Origin of the sequence: Fundidesulfovibrio soli (assembly GCF_022808695.1) — a bacterium.
GTDB lineage: Bacteria > Desulfobacterota > Desulfovibrionia > Desulfovibrionales > Desulfovibrionaceae > Fundidesulfovibrio > Fundidesulfovibrio soli.
The window spans coordinates 43,602-67,910 of record NZ_JAKZKW010000022.1; the positions used below are offsets into that span (position 1 = coordinate 43,602).

The window sequence follows — 24,309 nt, forward strand, 5'->3', positions numbered from 1 at the left end:
GCCGGTCGGCCGCCCCCGGCACGCCCCCCCCCGCCGCCCCCGGCGGGGGGCGCTTCTCTGTTTGACTATTTGAGCAGCCGTTTGCGGTACACATAGAGGTGCCTGGCCAGCAGCGCGGCGAACGCGCCCTCTGCCCAGGCGAGCGCGCTCGTTGCGCAAGGCCAGGGAGGCCAGCGCCAGGCCCAGGCTGGCGGCCATGCCCTGCTTCACCGTGCGCATGGTGGCCCAGGGCAATGGTTCAGCGGATGCGTGGCGGTTGTGGAATCGTCAAGCGAAGGGAAGATAAAGCTTAAGTGACTCCCTCAGTCGCAGGTCTCCAGGGCCTGGAGCAGGCGGTGCCGCAGCTTGTCCTGTCCGAGAGCGTCGAACAGTTCGCAGACGTGGAGGTGCTGCCAGTAATTGCGGCGGGGGATGCCGCGGAATTGGCAGAGCCGTGCGCGTATGTTGCTCCAGGACGCTTTGAGGCGTTGCTGCCCCGCCGCGCTCACCAGGCAGCAGGGCAGAATCTGGAAGAGTCCCGTGGAGGGCTGGCCCAGCGCGTCGTAGTCCGGCCAGCCGGGGGCCAGGCAGGCCGAACCTGCGTCCAGGCCTCCGCGAAGAGCCCGCAGGGCCGTGTCGCGCAGTTCGTCGGGCACGATGCGGAGGTGGGTCGCCGTGGATGTGAGGAACAAACCGATGATTGGCGCATCAGAGGGCACCGTCCTGTGGGCGGCGGGGACATCCTGGGCCAGCGCCTGCCTGAAGAGCTGGTAGTACCGGTTGACCGTGTTGCGGTTGAGATCCAGGGAGCGGGCCGCGTCGCTGGCCGTCGCCCCTCCGGCCATGGCGTCGGCCAGGGCGAGCAGTTGCAGTTCATCGACCTTGGCGTTCAGGGCGTAACGGTTCTTGCGGCGGGGCGGGCAGCCTGCGTGGGCAGGTGGGAGCTTCATCGGCGTGTCCTGATTGATTTTGGTGGTGATTATCAAAATCAATTTATGACCACAAGATGAAATTTCTATGAACACCACTTGATGAGAACGCGTAATCCCGAGGTGTTGCAGGTTTTGCGGTGCGTGATGGGTTCCATCTCAAGGGTCGGGAAAAGTGACTGTACGCGGCCGGCCAGGGTGGGGCCGCTCCTTGGAGCTGGTGAGCCTGGCCGCTGGACGCCCGCTCCGCCTCCCGCTATGGTGGGGGGCCACCCCCACGCCACAGGAGCTCCCATGGACACCGCCCCGGACTTGTTGGAAAAGGAAAGAAGCGTCGCCGTCAGGATCAGGCGGGCGCTTTCCGAGGCGGAGCAGGCCGCCCTTGCGGGCTGCGAGTCCAACCCGCTGGCGGCCCCCCTGGCGGAGCTTCTGGAAGAGTACGAGGCCCTGGCCCAGCGCGCCCAGCGCGTGGCCGACCTGGCCCGCTCCGTCCAGCAGGATCTTGACGACGCCCTGGAGCAGGTCACGCAGCTCACCCAGGTGGACGGCCTCACCGGGGCCATGAACCGCCCCAGCTTCGAGCGGCTGCTCTCCCGCGACTGGGCCCAGGCGCAGCGCGAAGCAACCTCCCTCTCCCTGCTGTTGGTGAACGTGGACAGCCTCCAGTCCTACAATGCGCTCTACGGCTCGCTGGCCGGGGACGAGTGCCTGCGGGCCGTGGCCCGCGCCCTCATGCGCTGCCTCTACCGCGAGGTGGACGTGGTGGCACGCCTGGAGGGTGACACCTTCGCGGCGCTGCTGCCCGGCACCGACGGGGAGGGCGCGGCCGTGGTGGGCCAGCGCATCCTGGACGAGGTGGCGGGCATGGAGATTCCCCACCTGGAGTCCGTCCACGGCGGGTTCGTCAGCGTGAGCGTTGGCCTGGCCACCATGACGCCCGGGCGCGGCGACGCCCCCCTGGCCCTGGTGCGCGCGGCGCAGGCCGCGCTGGGCGCCGCCAAGGACGGCGGCCGGGCGCGCCTGGCCCTGGCCTGAGCAGGGCATCGTCTGCCCGGAAGCATGGGCCGGAAAAATGGGGATGTTCTCGCAAAAAATTCGTCACGCCATGTTGTCTTCAGCGCAATGATTGTAAGGACATAACGCGGGACTCTGCCTTGGCCCGATCCCTTCCAGATTCGGCCCGACCGTGCCCGTGACCGTGCAAGGGGCCGATGCCTTGCCCCCGGCCGCCCCGAGACCCTAGGCCCTCCCGCCGGCATTGCCTGAAATTCCACTTGCCTGCTGCCGCACCGTAACATTTGCGGCCTAGTCTTCCTCCAGCTTGTCGAGCGGCCGCTGAGCCGCATCGCCTTTCGAGCACCTTTTCCGGCGGCCGCTGGCCGCCGCAGCCGGAGGATACACCGTGTTGGACCTGTTCAAACCCATGACCCTGGCCCTGCTGTGCAGCCTGTCCATCCAGGCGGGCATGTACGTCTATTGCCTGGAGACCCTGGCCCGCTAGCTCCCTCCGCTTTCGCTCCTCCTCGCGCCCCCGGCCGTTTCAGGCGGCCGGGGGCGTTCCTGTTTCCTCCATGGGACACACTTGTCTTACAAATTTGTACAATAGTGTGCGTTTTTGTGTCGCGCCATCAAGGCGCGCAACATCAACAGTCTGTAATCACGTGATTTTTCTATTGGCACGGGACTTGATAACCCTGCTACGAAACAACCAGCCACCAACAGACAGGGAGCAGGACCATGAGCGCAACCAGCATCCGCGGCACTCTCGAAATGGCAGGAGCCTTGACCGGCAGTTTGGCCATCCAGGCTCTGTACTATGTCCTCTGTCTGAGAACGCTGGCTTCCTAAGCAGCTCAACCAACGAGGCACACCGTGTCCGACCTGATTTTCGAAGAACGCAAGGACCAGATCCACCGCAAGGGTGAAGGTCCGTTCAAGCTGGCCTGCAACCGCGACTCCCTGGCCGGGGCCGTGAGCCAGCGGGCCTGCGTGTTCTGCGGCTCGCGCGTGGTGCTGTACCCCATCGCGGACGCCCTGCACCTGGTGCATGGACCCATCGGCTGCGCCGCCTACACCTGGGACATCCGCGGCGCGCTCTCCTCCGGGCCGGAGCTGCACCGCCTCTCCTTCTCCACGGACCTGCAGGAGACCGACGTGATCTTCGGCGGCGAGAAGAAGCTGTACGCCGCCCTGGTGGAGCTGATCGACCGCCACCAGCCCAAGGCCGCCTTCGTCTACTCCACCTGCATCGTGGGCATCATCGGGGACGACCTCCAGGCCGTGTGCAAGAAGGTCTCGGCCGAGAAGGGCATCCCCGTGATCCCGGTGCAGTCCGAGGGGTTCAAGGGCAACAAGCGCGAGGGCTACCTGGCCGCCTGCAAGGCCATGTTCACCCTGATGGGCACCGGCGACACCTCGGACATCGGGCCGCTGTCCCTGAACATCCTGGGCGATTTCAACCTGGCGGGCGAGATCTGGATCATCCGCGAATATTTCGAGCGCATGGGCATCACGGTGGTGGCCAACATCACCGGCGACGGCCGCGTGGGCGACATCGCCCGGGCCCACGGCGCGGCGCTCAACGTGGTGCAGTGCTCCGGCTCCACCATGGACCTGGCCAAGATGATGAAGGAAAAATACGGCACTCCCTTCGTCAAGGTCTCCTACTTCGGCATCGAGGACATGGCCGAGGCCCTGTACTCCGTGGCCCGCTTCTTCAAGGACAAGGACCCCGGCATCCTGGTGCGCACCCAGGAGCTGGTGAAGGACGAGCTGGCCGTGCTCTACCCCAAGCTCCAGGCGTTCAGGAAGGATCTGGAGGGCAAGAAGGCCGCCATCTACGTGGGCGGCGCCTTCAAGGCCTTCTCCCTGATCAAGGCCTTCCGCCACCTGGGCATGTCCGTGGTGATCGCGGGCTCCCAGACAGGCACCGAGGAGGACTACGAGGAGCTGGCCTCCATCTGCGACCCCGGCACCATCATCGTGGACGACGCCAACCCCCTGGAGCTCTCCGCCTTCCTCAAGGAGAAGGACGTGGACATCTTCGTGGGCGGCGTGAAGGAGCGCCCCATCGCCTACAAGCTGGGCGTGGGCTTCTGCGACCACAACCACGAGCGCAAGGAAGCCCTGGAAGGGTTCGTGGGCATGTACAATTTCGCCCTGGAGGTCCACCGCACCGTGATGAGCCCGGTGTGGAAGTTCGTACCCCGCAGGACAGGCAAGATCCTGGCCGTTGAAGAGGCCGACCTGCCGAAGGAGTGCACCCTGTGAGCGCGCCTGAAACCACCGCGGCTGCCCCGGTGAAGCCCGAAAAGATCGCGAAGGCCAAGGCCCCGGCGGAGAACTTCGTCTCCACCACCAACGCCTGCAAGCTGTGCAAGCCCCTGGGCGCCACCCTGGTGTTCAAGGGCATCGAGGGCGGCGTGCCCTTCCTGCACGGCTCCCAGGGCTGCGCCACCTACATGCGCCGCTACATCATCAGCCACTTCCGCGAGCCCATGGACATCGCCTCCAGCTCCCTGGGCGAGAAGCAGGCCATCTACGGCGGAGGGGCCAACCTGAAGAAGGGCCTGCTCACCGTCATGGACAAGTACGGCGCGGGCTTGATCGGCGTGGCCACCACCTGCCTCACCGAGACCATCGGCGACGACGTGCCCGGCATCCTGGGCGAGTTCCGCCGCGAATTCGCAGACCTCGAGCTGGCCCCGGTGGTCAACGTGTCCACCCCCAGCTACTCCGGCTCGCACATGGAGGGCTTCACCGCCGCAGTCAAGGCCGTGGTGGAGCAGCTGGCCCAGGCCGGCGAGCCCAACGATTCCGTGGGCTGCTTTCCGGGCTTCGTCTCCTGCGCGGACATCAGGCACCTGAAGGACGTGTTCGCCTCCTTCGGGATCGACGCCACCATCCTGCCGGACTACTCCGAGACCCTCGATGGCCCGGCCCTGGACGACTACGAGAAGCTGCCCTCCGGCGGCACCCCCGTGGCCTCCATCCGCGCCCTGGGCGGGGCCAAGGCCAGCTTCGAGTTCGGCGCCACCCTGCCGCCCGTGGGCGAGGCCGGCACCGCCGCAGGCCTGCTGGCCGCGCGTTTCGGCGTGCCCGCGCACCGCATGGGCCTGCCCATCGGGCTGCGCGCCTCGGACGAGTTCTTCAAGGCCCTGGAGGCCGTCGCCTGCGCGCCCACGCCCCGCCGCCACGCCCTGGAGCGCGGCCGCCTGCTGGACGCCTTCGTGGACGGCCACAAGTACATCTCCCAGAAGCGCTGCGTGATCTACGGCGAGGAGGACCTCATCGTGGGCCTGACCTCCTTCATGGCCGAGATCGGCGTGATCCCGGTGCTGGTGGCCGGGGGCGGGCGCTCGGGCAGGCTCAAGGCCGCCGTGGAGGCCGCCTGCGAGGGCCTGCTGCCCGAGATGCCCGAAGTGCGCGAGGGCGTGGACTTCTACGACATCGCGGACCGCGCCCGCGAGCTGGCCCCGGACTTCTTCATAGGCCACTCCAAGGGCTACCGCCTGGCCCGCGAGATGAATGTTCCCCTGATCCGGGTGGGCTTCCCCATCCACGACCGTTTCGGCGGCCACAGGCTGCACCACCTCTGCTACCTGGGGGCCCAGGAGCTGTTCGACCGGGTGGTCAACGCCATGATCGAAAAGAAACAGACCGACTCCGACATCGGGTACGGATACATTTAAGGAGCACCCCCATGGCCATGGACCTCTCCAAGCACCCCTGTTTCAACAAGGACGCCAAGGGCTCCTGCGCGCGCATCCACCTGCCGGTGGCGCCCAAGTGCAACATCCAGTGCAACTACTGCAACCGCAAGTACGACTGCGTGAACGAGTCGCGCCCGGGCGTCACCTCCTCGGTGCTCACCCCGGCCCAGGCCATCCTGTACATGGAGAAGGTGCTTGAGGCCGAGCCGCGCATCACCGTGGTGGGCATCGCCGGCCCAGGCGACCCCATGGCCAACGCCAAGCAGACGCTTGAGACCATGCGCCGCATCAAGGACAAGTGGCCGGACATGATCCTGTGCCTGTCCTCCAACGGGCTGGAGCTGGCCGAGCACGTGGACGAGCTGGCCGAGATCGGCGTCTCCCACGTCACGGTGACCGTGAACGCCATCGACCTGGACGTGGCCGAGAAGATCTACTCCTGGGCGCGGGTGGGCAAGGTGCTCTACCGGGGCCGCGAAGCCGCGCGCATCCTGCTGGAGCGCCAGGAGGAGTCCATCCGCCGCCTCAAGGAGAAGGACCTGATCGTCAAGATCAACACGATCATCATCCCCGGCGTCAACGACCACCACATCGAGGCCATCGCGGCCAAGATGAAGTCCATGGGCGTGAACCTGCTCAACTGCATGGCCATCATCCCCAACAAGGACACCAAATTCGAGCACATCATCGAACCCAACAAGGACGACGTGGAAGCCATCCGGGCCATGGCCGAGGGCTACCTGCCCCAGATGCGCCACTGCCAGCGCTGCCGCGCCGACGCCGTGGGCCTGCTGGAGAAGGACTGCTCCCGCCAGTTCTCCGGGCTGCTCTCGGCCTGCGCGGCCGACAAGTCCGCCGGGCTGGACGCCTCCCGACCCCATGTGGCCGTGGCCAGCATGGAAGGGATGCTGGTGAACATGCACCTGGGCGAGGCAGGCGGCTTCCAAATCTGGGGCGAGGACGGCGCGGGCGGCTACAAGCTGGTGGAGACGCGCCCGGCCCCGGCCGCGGGCACCGGCCCCAAGCGCTGGTACGAACTGGCCAAGAGCCTCTCGGACTGCAGGGCCGCGCTGGTCTCCGGCGTGGGCGACACCCCCCAGGCCATCCTGGAGGAGGAGGGCGTGAAGGTGGTGGCCATGTCCGGGTTCATCACCCAGGGCCTGGACGCAGTGTACAAGACCGGCGACATCGAGCGCCTGCGCGCCAAGGGCGGCGGAGGCTGCAAGATGGGCAGCGGCTGCACCGGCGGCGGCGAGGGCTGCGGTTGATTTGAGGGACGAAACTTTGGGGTTGTGCGAGAGGCATGGTCGGAAACGGCCATGCCTTTTCGTTTTCGGAACTTGATGAGCTGCAGCGGACACTGATTTTAGGGACAAATCAAGGAGATGCCTACAGATAAGTCTAGCTTGGAATCATTTGTCAGCCTCAGGAGACAATATTGGATTGCCCTTGGGTTTTCCTGGACACCGACTTGGACGTATGATGCCGACGCTCATCCCCGGACGTGACCGGCGGGAGCGCAAGGCGATCTGCCCGGGCTCGTTTTCCCGTCCTGGCTGGTTCCATGGGCCACCGCGCCCAGGTGTCGGTGCAGTTCTCAGCCCGCTCCTGTGTATTTCGAGATAAATCAGGAAATTATACGCCAGACGTATAGCGCTGATCGCAACGTGCTGATTATGCGTAGCAATTATATGAAATTTGTTCTTGCTTGTTTTCAATATTCCTGCATGGAAGGATACAGATACAAAACCGTGCTGGCGTGGTGTGGGGATTGCGTGTCGCCAGCCCAAACCGGTTTCTGACGAACAAAAGTGTGGCTCAGGCGGCGCATATATCATTCGATGTAAGGCAAAGGCGGTGTACGATTCGCTATTTATAGAGGTTGTGACGGGTGCGTGGCGATCCCGGCAATCGCATTTCCGTACCTGGAGGCCGAAAATGAGAAATTTTTCTCTCCATCTCTTTGTCGCAGCAGCCTTTCTTTTCTTGTGCAATCCCTGCCAGGCAGAAAAAATATCCTCCGGAATGGTTCACGGCGCGCGAGTCGCCCCGGACGGCACGTTGTGGGCCTGGGGGGCAAACTTCTATGGCCAGGTGGGCGATGGATCCACCGACACCAGGCCATCCCCGGTGCAGATCGGGGAGGAAAAGTTCTGGGACCAGGTGGCCGCCAAGTCCGTCTTCACCATGGCAATCAAGAAGGAAGGCTCCCTTTGGGCCTGGGGGAACAACGACCACGGCCAGCTCGGCGGCGACTTCCCCACGGGAAGGCACCAGCCCGGGCAGGTTGGCCTCGATTCCGACTGGGCCCAGGTTTTCTTGGGCAGCTCACACGTATTGGGCATAAGGAAGAACGGCACCCTTTGGACCTGGGGCGGGAACTCCGACGGCCAGCTCGGCAACGGCAACACGGATGACGTTCACCAGCCCGTGCAAATCCACGAAGGCTACAAGGCGGTGTGGGCGACGGCGGGCGTCCTGCATTCCATGATCATCAAGAGCGACGGCACGCTTTGGGGTTTTGGCGACAATTCCATGGGGCAATTGGGAAATGGTCCCACCTTCGCCAATCCTTCTCCCGTGCAGATCGGCACCGATACGGATTGGGCCGTCGTCAGCGCCGGGTATTGGCATACCGTGGCGCTGAAGAGCGACGGCAGCCTCTGGGCCTGGGGCTACAACGACAAGGGTCAGCTCGGCGACGGAACTACGACAGTCCGGAAAACCCCTGTCCGGATCGGCGCGGACACGGACTGGATGGCGATTTCGGCCGGCATGAGCCACACCCTGGCCATCAAAAACGACGGGAGCCTCTGGGCCTGGGGCAACGATGAATTCTCCCAGCTCGGCGACGGCGGCACAACAAACCGCACCTCCCCGTTCCGGATAGGCACGGACAACCACTGGGCCGCCGTGGCCGGAGGCTTGGACCAGACGCTCGCCCTCAAGACGGGCGGGTCGTTCTGGTCCTGGGGTCGTGGGGAGTTCTCCGCCTTGGGAAACGGGACGACGTCCCTGCAGATAACGCCCAAGCTCGCGCGGGTCACGGCGGTCGTCTCCGGCGCCCGTCCGGGCATGCGGAGTTCCGCCACTCTTGAAGTGGGCGGAGCTGGGGTGACGGCCTACAGGTATCAGCTCGACGACGGAGCCTGGAGCGGGGAAATACCCGTCGGAACACCGATCACACTGAGCGGGCTGGCCAAGGGCCGCCATATCCTGCGCGCGGTCGGGAAAAACGGCGCGGGCGATTGGCAAAGCACCTCCTGGGCCACCCCAGCCGTTTGGTACGTGGGGGCGACCCACATGGCGGCGGGGTCCGGCCACTCGGCCATCGTCTACCCCGACGGAACGCTCTGGACCTGGGGCTGGAACAATTACGGCCAGCTCGGCGACGGCGGCACCACGCACCGGCTGCTCCCCAAGCGGGTCGGCACGGGCACGGACTGGGCCGCCGTCGCGACCCATTTCGACCACACCCTGGCGCTTAAGACCGACGGCACTTTGTGGGCATTCGGGTATAACGCCTTCGGCCAGCTCGGCGACGGCAGCACCACCTCCAGGAGCAGCCCCGTGCAGGTCGGCCAGGATGCCGACTGGGCCATGGTCAGCGCGGGGTACCGCCATTCTCTGGCCATAAAGAGCGACGGAACGCTCCGGGCCTGGGGCCACAACAACCTGGGCCAGCTGGGGGATGGAAGCAGCGAGAACAGGCTGTCGCCCATACTCGTGAACCCTGTTCAGGACTGGGCCCAGGTCGCGGCCGGGGGCGACCACGCGCTGGCCATCGGAGGCGACGGCAGCCTCTGGGCATGGGGGCGCAACGACTGGGGCCAGGTCGGGGACGGTTCCACCACGACCAGGTTCAGGCCGGTGCGCTATGGCCTGGACACCAACTGGGGCGCGGTCGCCGCGGGCTACATCCACAGCCTGGCGATGAAGTACGGCGGCTCGCTGTATGCTTTCGGGGCCAATGCGCACGGCCAGCTCGGCGACGGCGGGACGACCCAACAGACCTCGCCGGAGATGATCGGCATGTACAACTGTTCCACGGTGGCCTCCGGCAGCTACCACAGCCTGGCGGTCAAGACGGACGGCAGCCTCTGGGCCTGGGGATACAACGCCTTCGGCCAGCTCGGCGACGGCTCCGCGACGGATCGGTCCTCCCCCGTCCGGGTGGGGGCGGAACGGACCTGGGCGGCGGTCGCCCCCGGCGGCTACCATTCACTGGCTCTGGACGCCAAGGGCGCGGCCTGGGCCTGGGGCAACAATTCCGATGGTCAGCTCGGCAACGGTTCCACTACGAACAGATCGCTGCCGAGCCGTGTGCTCACGCACACGATGCGGGCCTGGCCAGCGCTACGCATTTTGCTGTTGCAGGGCGGGTAGGGGAAAGTCCGGCGTTTCATTGAACATCCCGCCCCAGCACTCCCCATGCTGGCCCCGTTCCCAACCACGGGGAGCGCTGAGGACTTTATGGAACACGCGATAGGGAAAAAGATCTGGGTCCGGCCAGATCCAGAGGAGTTTGACAAGTGGTGGATCAATAACCACGACTATGCAAAATGACCCTCGTGCCGGGCGGCGTTTTTCGCCGCCCGGCAATGCGGACCGGTCCATGCTTGATCAATTAGCAAACATGGTATAGCATGGCATATATGTGACTGATAATGAAGGTTATCCGGGCCATAGCCACGTCCATCTGGTCAGCTGTCCGCCGGGTCGTTGCAATCAACAGGGAACAACGCAGGGAGGATGCACTGGGCTGGAATATGGGGATTGCTTTGTTGCTGCTGAACCTCTTTTTCTTCTTGTCTTGGCTTCTCTCCACGTGTTCCAAGCCCGGCAGCGTTCAGCCCGCGCCCCGTCCTGCTTACAGTTCGGCCCCCTCGGCTGCCCCAGCCCCGAAGCCAGCTCCCCCCCTGGCCCCGCCCGCAGGTGTCGGAAAGGATTGACCCAACCGGGCTGCAAGGTGATGCCAGCCGGACCACGGGTCACGCCGGGAAGGGGTGCGCAGGCAACCAGAAAACCGAGGCACTGCCGTGTCCGGCCCGAGGCGCGAACTCGCTCCATCCCGCCAGCGGCAGCCAAACAATGCTGCCCTTCCTGTTCCGTCTGACTGAAATTCGTGCCGGCATTGCCTGTGCCGCCTCCCGTGAATTTCAATTCATGAAGCGCTATTCATTTGTGCGTACATGGCGATATAATACTCTCGCCCAACAGGAGTCGCCATGCGCAGGAAGAGATGGTGGGAAACGTGGTGGGCGGAGGGCATTTTCGAGCTGCTGCTCAGCATCCTGATGAACGTGATCGAGTGGGCGATCTATGCACTGTTTCTGTAACTGCCCGCGCGCGGGGAGCGAACCATGAGGGGCTTCATCCGCTGGATTCTGGCTCAGAGGCGCCTCGAGCGCCGCAAGGACCCGTTCAGCTACAAGCTGAGGCTCATAAGCGAATGGCTGACCATTCTGTGGCTGATGTTTGCCATACCCATATGGTGCCACAAATTTACCGGCCCGGCCTCGGAGCGTTCGGCCCCGGAGCGCCTGGTCTCGGAGCGCTCGGCCCAGCGATCCCCGTCGGTAACGACGGTCTATACCCCTTCCCCCAAGCCCGCGCCTCCTCCGGCCCGGGTCCCGCCCGCAGGCGTCGGCAGGGATTGAAGTCCGGCGTCCCTCAAGAAATACCTGTCTTGCCTGCAGCCAGGGCCGCGCCCGGCACGCCCCGGCGCAAGCGCGCCAACCGCCCGCCCGCCCACACCCCGCCGAAAGCCGTTCGCCAGGCCAAACGGCTTCTCCATTCCGGTGAACGGCTGCCCCAATAACCGTCCACCGCCCATTGCCAAGGCTCCAACCGCTCGCCGAAACACCCCTTTTTTTTCTTGCGCCCGGGTATACATACAAATCGCGCCCGGCTTGGAAGCGCGCTGAGCCGCCGCCACACCGCATCCAGGAGGAAAACCATGCATCACGCATCCCCCGACCAGACACAGTTCAAGGAACTCGTGCGCAAGAAATGGTCCATCTCGCTGTCGCTCACGGCGCTCATGCTCACCATCTATTTCGGCTTCATCCTGCTCCTGGCCTTCGGCCGCCATGTGCTGGCCCAGAAGGTCGGAGCCTACATCCCGCTGGGTATACCTGTGGGCTTAGGTGTGATAGTGTCCGCTTGCGTCCTCACCGGCCTGTACGTGCGTTGGGCAAACACCGTGTATGACCGCTCCGTGAAAGACTGCATCGAGAGCATGAAGAGGTAGCCCATGAACACGACAACCTTCACCATCGGTCAGCCCAACACGATCTCGATCATCTTCTTCTTCCTGTTTGTGGCCGCCACCCTGGTCATCACCTATTTCGCGGCCAAGAAATCCAAGACCGCCTCGGACTTCTACGCGGCAGGCCGTTCGGTCACGGGCTTCCAGAACGGGCTGGCCCTGGCGGGGGACTACATGTCCGCCGCGTCCTTCCTGGGCATCGCGGGCCTGGTGGCCCTCAAGGGATATGACGGCCTGATCTACTCCATCGGCTTCCTGGTGGGCTGGCCCCTGATCATGTTCCTCATCGCGGAGCCCCTGCGCAACCTGGGCAAGTACACCTTCGCCGACGTGGTGGCCTACCGCCTGCGCCAGAAACCCATCCGCGTGGCGGCCTCCTGCGGCTCGCTCATGACGGTGGCCTTCTACCTCATCGCCCAGATGGTGGGCTCCGGGTCGCTGGTGAACCTGATGTTCGGCCTGCCCTACGAGTGGGCCATCGTCATCGTGGGCGTGGTGATGATCATGTACGTGCTCTTCGGCGGCATGCTGGCCACCACCTGGGTGCAGATCATCAAGGCCGTGCTGCTCCTGGGCGGGGCCTCCGTGATGGTCTTCCTGGTGCTCTCCAAGTTCGGGTTCGACCCCTCCGAACTGCTGGCCGAGGCCTCGCGCCGCTACGGGCAGAAGGTGCTGGAGCCGGGCGGCCTGGTGTCCAACCCCTGGGACGCCGTGTCCCTGGGCGTGGCGCTCATGTTCGGCACCGCCGGCCTGCCGCACATCCTGATGCGCTTCTACACCGTGCCAGACGCCGAGCAGGCCCGCAAAAGCGTGTTCTACGCCACGGGCTTCATCTCCTACTTCTACATCCTGACCTTCATCATCGGCTTCGGGGCCATGGTGCTGGTGGGCCAGGACGTGATCGCCAAGTTCGACAAGGGCGGCAACATGGCCGCGCTGCTCCTGGCCGAGACCACGGGCGGCACCATGTTCCTGGGCTTCATCGCGGCGGTGGCCTTCGCCACCATCCTGGCCGTGGTGGCGGGCCTGACCCTGGCCGGGGCGGCCACCTTCTCACACGACCTCTACGTGAACGTGTTCAAGAGCGGCAAAACCACCGAGGAGCAGGAAGTGCGCATGGCCAAGCGGGCCACCGTGGTGCTGGGCATCGTGGCCATGCTCCTGGGCATCGCCTTCAAGGGCCAGAACGTGGCCTTCATGGTGGGCCTGGCCTTCGCCATCGCGGCCAGCGGCAACTTCCCGGCGCTCTTGCTCTCCATCCTCTGGCGGGGCATGTCCACCACCGGCGCCACGGCCAGCATCGTGGTGGGCTCCGTGACGGCAGTGGTCCTGATCGTGATCTCGCCCACGGTCTGGGTGGACATCTTCCACTTCCAGCAGGCCATCTTCCCCTGGAAGAACCCGGCGCTCATCTCCATGCCCCTGGCCTTCACGGCTGGCTGGCTGGGCTCCCTGCTGGCCCCCGAACCGGACGCCTCCCGCCTCTATGAAGAGCAGAAGGTGCGCAACTACCTGGGAGTGGGCGTGGAATGACAGACGGCGAAGAGGGTTTCCTGGGCCTGAAGGTCGGCAGCCTTGCGCTCAAGGCTCCGGTCTTCGCCCAGCCGGGGACGACGCTCGGGGAGGCGGCGCGCGAAATGCGCGCCGCCCGCCTGAGCGCCTGCCTGGTAGGCACGCCCCAGGCCGTGCAGGGAATCCTCACCGAGCGCGACATCGTCTGGGCCGTGGCCGACGGGGTGCCCCCCGAGGCCTCGGCCGGGGCGCTCATGACCGAAGGGCTCGTGAGCGTGGGCATCGACGAGCTTGTTTCCGAGGCCTTCCTGCTCATGATCCGCCACAACATCCGCCGCCTGGGCGTCACGGACGCGGGCGGCGACGTCGTGGCCCTGCTGGAGGAGCGCGACCTCATGGCCGCACGCCTGGAGAGCCCCGTGGCGCTCAGCGCGGCCATCGCCCGCGCGGACGGGCCGGAGGAGCTTGCCCGTGCGGCGCAGGCACTGGGCGAGCTGCTGCCGCGCTGGCTGACCCAGGGCGCGGGCGTGGCCCGGGCCGGGGCCCTGGCCGCCGCCGTGCGCGACCAGCTCTTCACGCGCGCGGCCGAACTGGCCCTGGAGGGCGGCGGACGCCCCGGACCCTTCGCCCTGGTGGCCCTGGGCAGCGAGGGCCGCCGGGAGCAGTTCCTCTCCACGGACCAGGACAACGCCCTGGTGCTGGGCGAGGGCTCGGACGAGGCCCTGGCCGAGGGCTTCGCCCGGCGGCTCATGGACATCCTGGAGCGGGCCGGGCTGCCGCCCTGCCAGCATGGCGTCACCGCGGACCACGCGGCCTGGCGCATGTCCCTGCCCGCCTGGAGGCAGCACCTGGACGCTCTGGGCCGCGACCTGGGGCCGGACGCGGTGCTGGCCCTTTCGCTATTGGCGGACGCCCGGCACATCCTGGGCGAGCGCGCGCTCAGCGCGGGCCTGCGCGCGGCCCTGCGCGAGAGCGTGGCCGGCAACTCCCGGGCCTTGCGCTACATGGCCCGGGAGGCTGTGCGCTTCGAGCCGCCGCTCTCCATCTTCGGGGCGCTGCTCACGGAGCGGGGCGGGCCGGAGCACGGCGGGCTGGACATCAAGCGCGGCGGTATCTTCCCCCTGACCCAGGGCGCCCGCGTGCTGGACCTGGATCTGCCGCAAACCAAGGATTCCCAGGGCACGGACAGCGCCTCCCGCCTGAGGCGCGCGGCCCAGGCCGGGGTCATAGGCGAGGAGACCGTCGGTGACTTGACCCAGGCCCTTGATTTCATGCAAGAGCTCAGATTGCGCTTCCAGGCAATGGCCCTGGCCACGGGACGCGAGCCCGGCAACCACGTGCGCCCGGAGCTGCTTTCCCGGTTGGAGCGCGCGCGGCTCAAGGAGTGCTTCAAGGCAGTGGCGGCCTTCCAGGCTATTCTGTCCAACCGTTACGCATTGCACCTGCTCACATGATCATCGAAGACGTCGTCAATTTCCTGCGGGAGTGCCCGCCTCTCTCCTTCCTGGAACCGGCGCGGGTCGTGGAACTGGCGCGCGTGGCCGCCGTGGACTTCTATCCTGCCGGGACGCTCATCCTGGGGCCGGGCGGGGCCGGGGCGGGGCACATGCTCGCGGTCAAGAAGGGGGTTGTGCTCTGCGAGGGGCACCAGCTCGGCGAGGGCGAGCTTTTCGGCCCGGACGGCAGGGCCGAGGCCTCTGAGGACTGCGTGTGCTGCCTGCTGCCGCCCGAGGCCGTGCGCCTCGCCGTACAGGGCAGGCCCGAGCTGGAGGATTTTCTGGCCGGGCGCCTGAGTGAGGCCGTGCTGGAGCTGGGCATGGCCGGCATGGTGCGCGGCATCCCGGCCTGGGTGGAGGGGCGGCCCCTTGCTTCGGTGCATGTGGCCGAGGTGGTGCGCCGCTGCGAGGGTGTGCCCGGGTACCTGCCCATCGAGGCCGTGGCCAAAGCCATGGGGCACCAGGGCAGCGACGCGGCCGTGGTGCTGGACGAGAGCGGCATCCCCTGCGGCGTCGTCACCGACAGGGACTTCAGGTCCAAGGCCGTGGCCAAGGGCCTAGGGCCGCACACCCCGGTGCGCGAGGTGATGACCTCCCCGGTGGTTTCCCTGGACGGCGAGGCCACCTGCTTCGAGGCGCTCATGGCCATGACCCGCCACCACATCCGCCACGTGGTGGTCATGGAGGGCAGGCTGGCCCTTGGCGTGCTCTCCGCGCAGGAGCTGATGCTGCGCCGGGTGGGCTCCCCCCCGGCCCTGGCCTCCCTGGCCGCCGGGGCCTCTGACCTGGATGACCTGGCCCGGGCCGCCTCCGGTCTGGACAGACTGGCCCTGACGCTCCTGCGCGAGGGCGCCGGGGCCGCCAGCCTGGGCCGCATGGTGGGCGGGGTGCGCGAGGCCCTGGTCTCCCGGGCCTGCCAGCTGGGAGAGGATTTCCTGGGGCCGCCCCCCGGCGGCTATTGCCTCATGGTGTTCGGGCGGGCCGCCCGGCGGGAAGGCCCGGCCCTGTGCCCCATGTGGCACGCCCTGATCCACGAGGAGGGGCCCGAGATGGCCCGATGGGCCGCGCAGCTTGGCCAGTGGCTGGGCCAGGCCCTTGAGTCCGCCCAGATGGCCGGGGGGCCGAGGACCCCAGGGGCGTCCAACGAGGCCTGGCGCGGATCCCTGAAAGCCTGGCGCGAGAGGATGACCACCTGGATGCGGCATGGCCCCGCCAGCAAGGACTGGCTCGATTTCCGGCCCGTGTACGGCCAGGCCTGGATGGCCGAGGCCCTGCGCGCGCAGATGCTCTCCCTGGCGGCGGGGTCCCACTCCCCTGTGCCTGGCCCGTCCTACGAGGGCGCGCCCCTTGTGGAGCGTCTGGTGGAGCTGACCCGGGGGCTGTCGCTGCGGGCCAACGTGTCCCGGATTTCCAGCGTGGAGAGGGCCCAGGCCCTGGAGGCCCTGGGCTGGGCCCGGCCGGGCCTCGCCCAGGCGCTGGAGTACCTGACGGCCTGGCAGTGGGTGGGGGAGCCCGTGCGGCGAAGCCCCCTGGACCGCGCCCTGGAGCGCATGTGCCGCACGGCGGCGGGAGGGTAGGCTATGAGCTGGTGGCCTTGGTCCAACCGGGAATCCGGGCGAATGGCGGAAGAGACGGCCTTCGTGGTCTTCGACCTGGAGACCGGCGGGCTGGACCCCTCGCGCGACGACATCCTCTCCATCGGGGCGGTGCGCATGCGCGGCGGCCGCATCGAGGCCGGAGGCGCGTTCTCGGCCCTGGTGCGCCCGTCGAGGGCCCGGCCCAGCGCTGAGAGCGTGCGCGTGCACCTGCTTACCCCGGCCCAGCTTGCGGACCAGCCCCCCCTGGGCGAGGCCCTGCCGCGCTTCCTGGACTTCTGCGGGGACGCCGTGCTGGTCGGGTGGCATGTGGGCCTGGACATGGCCTTCCTCAAGGCCTGGGCCAGGCGGCTCAAGCTGCCCAAGACCCCGGAACGCTGCCTGGACGTGCTGGGGCTGTATCTCTCCATCAGGGGCGGGCGCGGCTCCCAGCTGCTGGAGGACCTGCCCCTCAAGGACGCCACGCTCTACTCCGTGGCCCGGGCGCTGGGCATCCCGCCGCGCGGCGCGCACGACGCCCTGGGCGACGCCTACCTCACGGCCCAGGTGCTGCAGCGCTTTCTCTCCATCATGCGCGTGAGCCGCCAGGGGGAGCCGCTTCCCCTGGAGACCGTGCTCAGGCTGGGCGCTCCCGGCGCATCGCCCGCTCCCCAACCGGCGTTCTGACGCCGCTCACCGCCGCATGCAGGCCGCTTGCCTGAAAGGCGGGTGTAATTTTTCTTGGACTCGTTTAACCGTCAGACCATCATACATACGCAAGGAGCCCGTTCATGACCGACAACATCGAATCTCTGCTCCACGAGAACCGCGTCTTCAATCCGCCCGTGGGCGGCCACCAGAGCAGGGCCCATATCAAGAGCCTCGACGAATACCGCGCAGTATACAAACGCTCCATCGACGACCCCGAAGGCTACTGGGGCGACCGCGCCAAGGAGTTGCTGACCTGGTACGAACCGTTCGGCAAGGTCATGGATTGCGACTTCGAGGCCGCCCGCTTCGAGTGGTTCAAGGGCGGCAAGCTCAACGTGGCCTACAACTGCCTTGAGCGCCACCTGGCCGGCCCGCGCCGCAACAAGGCGGCCATCATCTGGCAGGGCGACCGCCCGGATGACGTGCGCGTGCTCACCTACCAGATGCTCGCCGACGAGGTGAACCGCTTCGCCAACGTGCTCAAGGGCCTGGGCGTTCAGAAGGGCGACCGCGTGGCCATCTACCTGGGCATGGTGCCGGAGCTGGCTGTGGCCATGCTGGCCTGCGCCAAGATCGGCGCGCCGCACTCCATCGTGTTCGCGGGCTTTTCCGCCCACTCTCTGCGCGACCGCATCAACGACTGCCAGGCCAAGGTGCTGGTCTGCGGCGACGCCGTGCGCCGCGCGGGCAAGGCCATCGCGCTCAAGGGCAACGTGGACGAGGCCCTCAAGGAATGCCCCACCGTGACCAAGGTGGTGGTGCACAACTCCGCCGGGGCCCCCATCAACATGGAGGAGGGCCGCGACGTCTGGTGGCACGACGCCATGAGCGCCCCGGGCGTGAACGCCCCGTGCCCCTACGAGTCCATGGACTCCGAGGACGTGCTCTTCATCCTCTACACCTCCGGCTCCACGGGCAAGCCCAAGGGCGTGTACCACACCACCGGCGGCTACCTGACCTACGCCGCGCACACCACCCAGCTGGTGTTCGACATCCAGGAGGAGGACGTCCACTGGTGCACGGCGGACATCGGCTGGGTCACGGGGCACAGCTACATCGTCTATGGCCCCCTGGCCCTGGGCGCATCCTCGGTGATGTTCGAGGGCGTGCCCACCTGGCCCGGGCCGGACCGCTTCTGGGCCACGGTGGAGAAGTTCAAGGTGAACATCTTCTACACCGCGCCCACGGCCATCCGCGCGCTCATGCGCGAGGGCGTGAGGTGGACCCAGGGGCACGACCTCTCGTCGCTGCGCATCCTCGGCTCCGTGGGCGAGCCCATCAACCCCGAGGCCTGGATCTGGTACCACGACAACATCGGCGGCGGTAAGCTGCCCATCGTGGACACCTGGTGGCAGACCGAGACCGGCGGCCTGATGATCTCCCCGCTGCCCTACGCCACCCCGCTCAAGCCCGGCTCCGCCACGCTGCCCCTGCCCGGCATCCTGCCCAAGGTGGTGGACAAGGACGGCAAGGAGGTCTGCTGCGGCGAGGGCGGCTTCCTGATCCAGGCCAGGCCCTGGCCCGGCATGCTGCGCGGCGTCTGGGGCGACCCGGTGCGCTTCAAGAACCAGTACTTCAGCGCCTTCCCCGGCGTCTACGAGACCGGCGACGGCGCGCGCATGGACTCCGACGGCTACGTGTGGATCATGGGCCGCGTGGACGACGTGGTGAACGTCTCGGGCCACCGCATGGGCACCGCCGAAATCGAGTCCGCCCTGGTGGCGCACCCCGACGTGGCCGAGGCCGCCGTGGTGGGCATGCCCCACGACATCAAGGGCCAGGCCATCTACGCCTACATCACCCTCAAGGAGGGCGTGGAGGCCACTGACGAGCTGCTGGCGGCGCTCAAGAAGCACGTGCGCGCCGAGATCGGGCCCATCGCCACGCCCGAGGTCATCCAGTTCGCCCAGGGCCTGCCCAAGACCCGCTCGGGCAAGATCATGCGCCGCATCCTGCGCAAGATCGCCGAGGGCGAGATCGGGCAACTGGGCGACACCTCCACCCTGGCCGATCCCGGCGTTGTCACGGACCTCATCGAGGGCAAGGGCAAGCTGTTCGGTTAATCGTCCGCTGCTTCATCGTACTCCCGGGCGGCCCCCTGTGGGCCGCCCTTTACTTTCGCGGCAAAGCGATGCAGTTTGAAGGAAATGAACATGTTGCCCCATCTGGACGCGGATCGGAGGGTTTGAGCATGGCTTCATCGGTCTTCGGCAGGCTCGCTGATTCCCGGCTCACCATCAAGTTCCTCTCCATCTCAGTCTATTCCACAGCCATCTTCGCCCTGCTGCTCTTCGGGCTCGTGCTCCCGCGCATGGAGGCCGAGCTCATGGAGACCCACAAGGAGAGCCTGCGCAATCTCGTGGGCTCCGCCACCTCCCTCATCAAGGACTACGACGCCCAGGTGAAGCGCGGAGAGCTGGACCTGGGCGAGGCCAAACGCAGGGCCATGGCGCGCATCAAGGGCATCCGCTACGGCAACAACGACTACTTCTGGGTCAACGACCTCACCCTGCCCGTGCCGAGCATGGTCATGCACCCCACGGTGCCCGCCCTGGACGGCAAGGTGCTGGACGACCCCAAGTTCTCCTGCGCCACGTCCTCGCAGAAGGGCATGAAGGGTGAGCTCGTCCCCGTCCCCGGGGGCAAGGGGAACCTCTTCACCGAGCTTCTGCGCGCCGCCGGAGACACCGGGGACGGCTTCGTCATCTATTCCTGGCCCCGCCCCACGCAAAACGGCGTGAGCGCCGGGGTGTGGCCCAAGCTCTCCTACGGCGTCGTGATCAAGGATTGGGGCTGGCTCATCGGCTCCGGCGTCTACATCGATGACATCAAGGCCAAGGTGAACCAGCTGCGCCTGTGGTGCGGCGCGGGGCTGGCCGTGGTTTTTGTCGTGGGCCTGCTGCTGACCCTCTGGCTGACAAGGGCCTTCGTGGGCCGTCAGGTGGACGCCCTGGCGCGCTACTCCGTGGCCGTGGCCGGGGGCGACCTGACCGCCACGGTGCCGCCCGTGGCCTTCCACGCGGAGCTGCGCGTGTTGCGCGACGCCATGCGCTCCATGGTGGATCGCCTGCGCGAGAGCCTGGCCCTGGCCGAGGAGAAGACCCGCGAAGCCGGGGAACAGGCCCGGCAGGCCGAGGAGCAGACCATCATCGCCCGGGAGGCCCTGGAGCGGGCCGAGAGCGCCCGGAGAGAGGGCGAGCAGGCCGCCGCCGCAGCCATGGGCCACACGGCGCAGGGAATCGGCGGCGTTGTCGAGGAGCTCTGCGTGGGGCTCACCCAGTCCGCCCAGGGCGCGCAGGAGCAGCGCAGGCGCGTGGAGGGCACCTCCCGCGAGGTGCAGGCCATGAACGCCTCCCTGGCGCACGTGTCGCACCTGGCGGCGGAGGTGGCCGGACTTGCCGAAGACGCCAGCGGCAAGGCCAGGGCCGGCGCGGGAGTGGTGGAGCGCTCCGTGGAGGCCATCGAGGCCGTGGACTCGCAGGCCAGGGCCCTGGCGGCCTCCATGCACGAGCTGGGCACACAGAGCCAGGCCATCGGGGCCATCCTGACGACCATCGCCGACATCGCGGACCAGACCAACCTGCTGGCCCTCAACGCCGCCATCGAAGCCGCGCGCGCGGGCGAGGCGGGCAGGGGCTTCGCGGTGGTGGCCGACGAGGTGCGCAAGCTGGCCGAAAAGACCATGACCGCCACCCAGGAGGTCAACCGCTCGGTGCACGCCATTCAGGAGGGCGCCAAGCGCAACGTGGAGCGCATGGACGAGGCCGTGCGGGCCATCTCCCTGGCAACGGGCCTCTCCCGCGAGTCGGGCGAGGTCTTCGCCTCCATCGTGGACATCGTGGGCCGCTCCGCCGGGCAGACCGCCGCCATCTCCGGCGACGCGCGCAACCAGGCCCAGGCCATGGAGCAGGTGGCCCAGGCCGTGGAGGCCGTCTCCAGCCTGGCCGAGGAGATCGCGGCCAACACGGCGCGCTCCCAGCGGGTGGTGGAGCGCCTGGAGCAGGAACAGGCCGGCCTGGGCCGGATCATCGCCGGATACGGGCAGGAAGGCGGCGCGCCCAAGGCACTGGGGAGAGGGCGTTGAACGGAACGGACCTGAGGCTGTGGCGCGCGCCCGGACTGGACGGCGTGGACCTGCTGCGGGCCAGCCGCTGCGCCACGCGCTACGCCAGGCACTTCCACGACGGCTACGCCGTGGGCGTGCTGGTTGAGGGGGCGCTGGGCTTCCGCTACCTCGGGCGCGACTGCATGGCCCGCGCCGGAGAGGTGAACATGGTGGCCCCCGGGGAGGTGCACGACGGCTGGCCCGGCACGCCCCTGGGCTGGAGCTACCGCATGTTCTACCTGGAGCCCCGCGCCGTGGCCGCCGTGGCCGCGCAGCTGGGCGGCAAGGCGGACCAGCTGCCTGATTTCGGGGCCGGGGTGCTGCGCGACCCGGAGCTGGCTGCTGCGCTGTGCGCATTGCACCGTGACCTGGATCAGGGGCGGACCACGCTTCTGGAGCGCCAGAGCAGGCTCGTGGGCGTGCTCGGGGCCTGGATCGCGCGACACGCCGACGGGCGGCGGGGGCGGGTGCCACTGCGTGAGTCTGGGGCCGTGCGCGCAGTGAAGGATATCCTCAACGAACGCTTCATTGAATCCGTGCCCCTGGAGGAACTGGCCAAGGCCACGGGCCTCTCCGGCTTCCACCTCAACCGGGTGTTCCGGCAGAGCGTGGGGCTCGCCCCCCATGAATATCAGGTGCAGCTGCGCGTGAACCGCGCCCGCACCCTGCTGGAGCGCGGCGAGAACGCGGCCCAGGCCGCCCTGGCCTCCGGATTCGCCGACCAGAGCCACCTCAACCGCCACTTCAGGCGCATCCTGGGCCTGACCCCCGGGGCCTACCGCAAGATCGTTCAAGACCGCTGATGCCGCTTAGTGGCAGGCCTCGCCTCCAGAGATTCCTGGAGGTTCCCCCATGCCGTCTTCCGTTTCAGCCGACATCCTGTCCGACGCGTCTCCCGGTGAAGCCCCCGCCGCCAACGCAGCGGCGCGCCCGCGCTTCCCGCTGCTCTCCATGTGCCTGGCCATGCTCCTGGTGGGGGCCACGGCCCCGCTGGGCGAGGTGGCCCTGCGCGGCATGGGCCTGCCTCAGCTTCTGGCCGTGCGCCTGGTGCTGGCCTGGGCCGTGCTGCGCGCGCTGAGCCCGGGGAGCGGGGCCGTCCCCCGCCTGGAGCCGCGCCACTGGGCCGTGCTGGCCCTGCAGGCCCTGAGCGGCGTGGTGGTCTTCAACGCCTGTCTCTGGCTCGGCATGGAAGGCGGCGGGGCCGCCGCCGCGGGCGTGTTCACCAGCGCCACCCCGGCCGTCATGGTCCTGCTGGGGGTGGTTCTGTTCAGGGAGCTTCCAGGGCTTCGCGCGCTCGGGGGCGTGGGGCTCTGCGTGGTGGGCGTTCTTGCCGCCAGGGACGTGTTCGGTTCCGGCTTCGGCTCGGGCGCGGCCTGGTCCCCCTTGGGTTCGGACGCCCTGCTGCTGGCCGCCGTGGCCGGGGAGTCCGTGTTCCTGCTGGCCCTCAAGTGGCTGCCCGCGTGGCTCACGCCCCTGGAGGCCGCCCGGTGCATCACGCTGCTGGGCTTTTTCATGGTGCTGCCCTGGGCTGTCTGGACTTTCGACCCCGCAGCCATGTTCGAGGCCGGATTCGGGGCCTGGCTGGCCGTGGCCGCCCTGGGCGTGCTGGTCACCGCCGGCGGCTACGTGCTCTGGTTCAGGGGCGTGGGCAGCGCCAGCGCAAGCCAGGCGGCCGTCATCACGGGGCTGATGCCGGTGAGCGCGGTGCTCTCCAGCTGGCTCCTCTCGGGGGCCGCGCCCAGCGGGGGCCAGGTCCTCGGGTGCCTTGCCGTGGGCCTGGGCATCTGGCTTTCGGCGGGAAAATGATGAAAAATGCACTTTCTTCGTTCCATGTGACGTGCGTCACAGCTGGGGGCGGCAGCCGGGCCTATATGGTGGCCAACCGACGAAGGGAGGAAGACAGATGAAAACGATTCGTAAGATCGTGCAGATAGACGAGGAACTGTGCAACGGCTGCGGCGAGTGCCTGCCCAACTGCGCCGAGGGCGCCATCAGCATCATTGACGGCAAGGCCAGACTCAAGGCCGACAAGCTCTGCGACGGGTTGGGCGCCTGTCTGGGCCACTGCCCCATGGGCGCGCTCAAGGTCATCGAGCGCGAGGCCGACGAGTTCGACGAGGAAGCCGTGCACCACGAGCTGGAGGCCATGAAGGCCGCCGAGAAGCCCGCGCCCAAGCTGGGCTGCGGCTGCCCCGGCTCCAGCATGATGACCATGAACCGCGCCCCCCAGGCCGCAGCCCCCGCCGCAGCCGGCTTCGCCAAGGCCGAACAAGCCTCACAGCTTGGCCACTGGCCCGTGAAGCTCAGGCTCGTCCCGGCGGAGGCCCCCTTCCTGCGCGGGGCCGAGGTGGTCATCGCCGCCGACTGCGCCCCCGTGGCCCTGCCTGATTTCAACAGCCGCCTGGGCGGCAAGGTCGTCATGATCGCCTGCCCCAAGTTCGACGATCCCCAGCCCTACATGCAGAAGCTGGTGGCCATGTTCCGTAATGCCGGGCTCAAGAAGGTCCAGGTGCTGCGCATGGAGGTGCCCTGCTGCACCGGCCTGGCCGCGCTGGTGCACCAGGCCGCGGAGTTGGCCGGGACCAACGTGCCCGTCGAGGATCTGGTCGTCACCCGCGAGGGCAAGCTGGTGCCTGGTCAGTCCGCCGGGTTGATGAAGCAGATGATGTAGGAAAGGGGCTAAAACTCCACTGCCTGGATTGAATGCCTCCCGGTCTGACTCCTCTCTATCGGGGGAGAACAGGGGGAGGGGCCTCCGGCGGCCAAAGGGCTTCGCATCTTGAACGGCAGGTTATTTAGAACTGATAGGATGTTTCGCAAATCCTCCGGGGCCGTACCGGCCCCGGAGGATTTCTTATGATCGGATTAGCCGGACGAGGCTCGGTAATCAGTATTTTCAAGCGGGATCACCAGGACTCGATTCCGTTTCTTCGCGCCGACGCGATGAACGAAATCGCCTCCTTGGGGCGCTCCGCTGGCGGGGGCCATTCGATATTCTTCAAATATATCGGATGGCCCCC

17 protein-coding genes are annotated in these 24,309 nt (G+C 67.3%); 16 read left to right on the forward strand and 1 reads right to left on the reverse strand.

The genetic code is table 11. The features are described 5' to 3' along the window. Positions 1 to 302: 302 nt before the first annotated feature. On the reverse strand, positions 303 to 929 hold the full coding sequence (locus tag MLE18_RS15340; RefSeq protein WP_243439680.1) for a hypothetical protein: 627 nt from the start codon (positions 927 to 929) through the stop codon (positions 303 to 305). A gap of 273 nt (positions 930 to 1,202) precedes the next feature. Here MLE18_RS15340 and MLE18_RS15345 point away from each other — a divergent pair, with 273 nt between their 5' ends. The 16 genes from MLE18_RS15345 (at position 1,203) to MLE18_RS15420 (ending at position 23,960) form a co-directional block, all read left to right on the forward strand. Next, positions 1,203 to 1,943, forward strand: a complete 741-nt coding sequence (locus tag MLE18_RS15345; RefSeq protein ID WP_243439681.1) for a diguanylate cyclase domain-containing protein — start codon at positions 1,203 to 1,205, stop codon at positions 1,941 to 1,943. Between the two features lie 837 nt (positions 1,944 to 2,780). Beyond that, complete coding sequence (gene nifE / locus MLE18_RS15350) at positions 2,781 to 4,178, forward strand: nitrogenase iron-molybdenum cofactor biosynthesis protein NifE (RefSeq protein WP_243439682.1); 1,398 nt, start codon at positions 2,781 to 2,783, stop codon at positions 4,176 to 4,178. 44 nt (positions 4,179 to 4,222) lie between these two features. Beyond that, positions 4,223 to 5,599 (forward strand): nitrogenase component 1, encoded by a 1,377-nt coding sequence (locus tag MLE18_RS15355; RefSeq protein WP_419714894.1) that lies wholly within the window; start codon positions 4,223 to 4,225, stop codon positions 5,597 to 5,599. An 11-nt stretch (positions 5,600 to 5,610) separates the two neighbouring features. Beyond that, positions 5,611 to 6,888, forward strand: a complete 1,278-nt coding sequence (gene nifB, locus MLE18_RS15360) for a nitrogenase cofactor biosynthesis protein NifB (protein WP_243439683.1) — start codon at positions 5,611 to 5,613, stop codon at positions 6,886 to 6,888. A gap of 670 nt (positions 6,889 to 7,558) precedes the next feature. Further along, positions 7,559 to 10,006, forward strand: coding sequence for an RCC1 domain-containing protein (locus MLE18_RS15365; protein WP_243439684.1), 2,448 nt, complete (start codon positions 7,559 to 7,561; stop codon positions 10,004 to 10,006). Between the two features lie 977 nt (positions 10,007 to 10,983). Beyond that, positions 10,984 to 11,280 (forward strand): hypothetical protein, encoded by a 297-nt coding sequence (locus tag MLE18_RS15370; protein ID WP_243439685.1) that lies wholly within the window; start codon positions 10,984 to 10,986, stop codon positions 11,278 to 11,280. Between the two features lie 299 nt (positions 11,281 to 11,579). Continuing rightward, entirely contained in the window at positions 11,580 to 11,873 is a 294-nt protein-coding gene (locus MLE18_RS15375; RefSeq protein WP_243439686.1) for a DUF485 domain-containing protein, read from the forward strand. Positions 11,874 to 11,876: 3 nt separating this feature from the next. Continuing rightward, on the forward strand, positions 11,877 to 13,424 hold the full coding sequence (actP, locus tag MLE18_RS15380) for a cation/acetate symporter ActP (protein WP_243439687.1): 1,548 nt from the start codon (positions 11,877 to 11,879) through the stop codon (positions 13,422 to 13,424). Then, positions 13,421 to 14,857, forward strand: a complete 1,437-nt coding sequence (locus MLE18_RS15385; protein WP_243439688.1) for a putative nucleotidyltransferase substrate binding domain-containing protein — start codon at positions 13,421 to 13,423, stop codon at positions 14,855 to 14,857. Before actP ends, MLE18_RS15385 begins: the two co-directional genes overlap by 4 nt. Then, positions 14,854 to 16,476 carry a DUF294 nucleotidyltransferase-like domain-containing protein gene (locus MLE18_RS15390; protein WP_243439689.1) on the forward strand — a complete coding sequence of 541 codons (1,623 nt, stop codon included), beginning with the start codon at positions 14,854 to 14,856 and terminating at the stop codon, positions 16,474 to 16,476. Before MLE18_RS15385 ends, MLE18_RS15390 begins: the two co-directional genes overlap by 4 nt. A gap of 3 nt (positions 16,477 to 16,479) precedes the next feature. After that, positions 16,480 to 17,160 (forward strand): 3'-5' exonuclease, encoded by a 681-nt coding sequence (locus MLE18_RS15395; protein ID WP_243439690.1) that lies wholly within the window; start codon positions 16,480 to 16,482, stop codon positions 17,158 to 17,160. Between the two features lie 104 nt (positions 17,161 to 17,264). Beyond that, a complete protein-coding gene (gene acs, locus MLE18_RS15400; protein WP_243439691.1) occupies positions 17,265 to 19,247 on the forward strand; it encodes an acetate--CoA ligase in 1,983 nt (660 codons plus the stop codon). Positions 19,248 to 19,375: 128 nt separating this feature from the next. Next, complete coding sequence (locus tag MLE18_RS15405; protein ID WP_243439692.1) at positions 19,376 to 21,268, forward strand: methyl-accepting chemotaxis protein; 1,893 nt, start codon at positions 19,376 to 19,378, stop codon at positions 21,266 to 21,268. After that, entirely contained in the window at positions 21,265 to 22,092 is an 828-nt protein-coding gene (locus MLE18_RS15410; RefSeq protein ID WP_243439693.1) for an AraC family transcriptional regulator, read from the forward strand. Before MLE18_RS15405 ends, MLE18_RS15410 begins: the two co-directional genes overlap by 4 nt. Before the next feature lie 49 nt (positions 22,093 to 22,141). Beyond that, positions 22,142 to 23,095, forward strand: a complete 954-nt coding sequence (locus MLE18_RS15415; protein ID WP_243439694.1) for a DMT family transporter — start codon at positions 22,142 to 22,144, stop codon at positions 23,093 to 23,095. A gap of 97 nt (positions 23,096 to 23,192) precedes the next feature. Further along, a complete protein-coding gene (locus MLE18_RS15420; protein WP_243439695.1) occupies positions 23,193 to 23,960 on the forward strand; it encodes an ATP-binding protein in 768 nt (255 codons plus the stop codon). Positions 23,961 to 24,309 lie beyond the last annotated feature (349 nt).